Source organism: Cellulomonas biazotea (genome assembly GCF_004306155.1).
In the GTDB taxonomy this organism is placed as follows: domain Bacteria; phylum Actinomycetota; class Actinomycetes; order Actinomycetales; family Cellulomonadaceae; genus Cellulomonas; species Cellulomonas biazotea.
This window is the reverse complement of sequence record NZ_BIMR01000359.1, coordinates 1-881: the sequence shown is the minus strand read 5'-3', so window position 1 is coordinate 881 and position 881 is coordinate 1. Positions and strand designations below refer to the sequence as shown.

1 protein-coding gene is annotated in these 881 nt (G+C 77.0%); it reads right to left on the bottom strand.

Going from position 1 to position 881, the window contains the following annotated elements:
- Positions 1-881: helicase HerA-like domain-containing protein (locus tag CBZ_RS18510; RefSeq protein WP_373862198.1), on the bottom strand; the 881-nt coding region annotated here is incomplete at both ends.

Below are 881 nucleotides of genomic sequence, written 5' to 3'. Positions count from 1 at the left end.
GAGAACAGCGCGGGCCGGTCCTGCACGCCCGGGAGCTCCAGCGCGGAGACCACCCCGCGCCCGTCCGCCGCGGTCCGCAGCAGGTCCTGCGCCTCGAACGCCGGCTCCCCGAAGAACGCATCCGCGCCCTGACCCTGCAGCGCCACGATCTCCCGCAGGATCACGCCCGCCGTCGCCGACGACAGACCCCCGATGCCCTTGAGCTCGACCTTGCCCTCGTCCGACGTCAGCCACTGCAGGGTCGCGCGCAGGTCGGCCAGGTCGAGCAGCGCCAGCCCTTGCTGGTCCGCCCAGTGGAAGACCAGCCCGAGGCTCGACTCCTGCGTCGCGTTGAGCCCGAGCACCTTCGCGAGCAGCAGCGGCCCGAAGTCCGTCACCGTCGTCCGCACCGGGACGCCCGCGCCGATCCCGCCCAGCGCGTAGAGCTCGACCGGGAACGCGGCCGGCGACCAGTCCTGGCCGAGGCTCCGGGTGCGCTCCGTCAGGCGCTCCGACGCCGTCCCCGGCACCGCCAGGCCCGTGAGGTCGCCCTTGACGTCCGCGACGAACGTCGGGACGCCCGCGGCCGAGAGCTGCTCGGCCATGAGCTGCAGCGTGCGCGTCTTGCCGGTGCCGGTCGCCCCGGCCACGAGCGCGTGCCGGTTGAGCAGGCCGAGCGGGACGCCGACGCGCGCCGACGGCACCGGGGCGCCGTCCTCCACGAGCACCCCGAGGTCGAGCGTCGCACCGGCGAACGCGTACCCCTCGCGCACCGTGCGGACCCGCTCGGGCTCGTCCGGGGCCGGCGCGTCGGGTGGCGTCACCGTCCCCGCGGCGCTCGCCGCCCCCGCGGTCGAGGCCCGGGCCGCGGCCAGCTCCGCGGCGAGGGCGGCCGCCGAGGC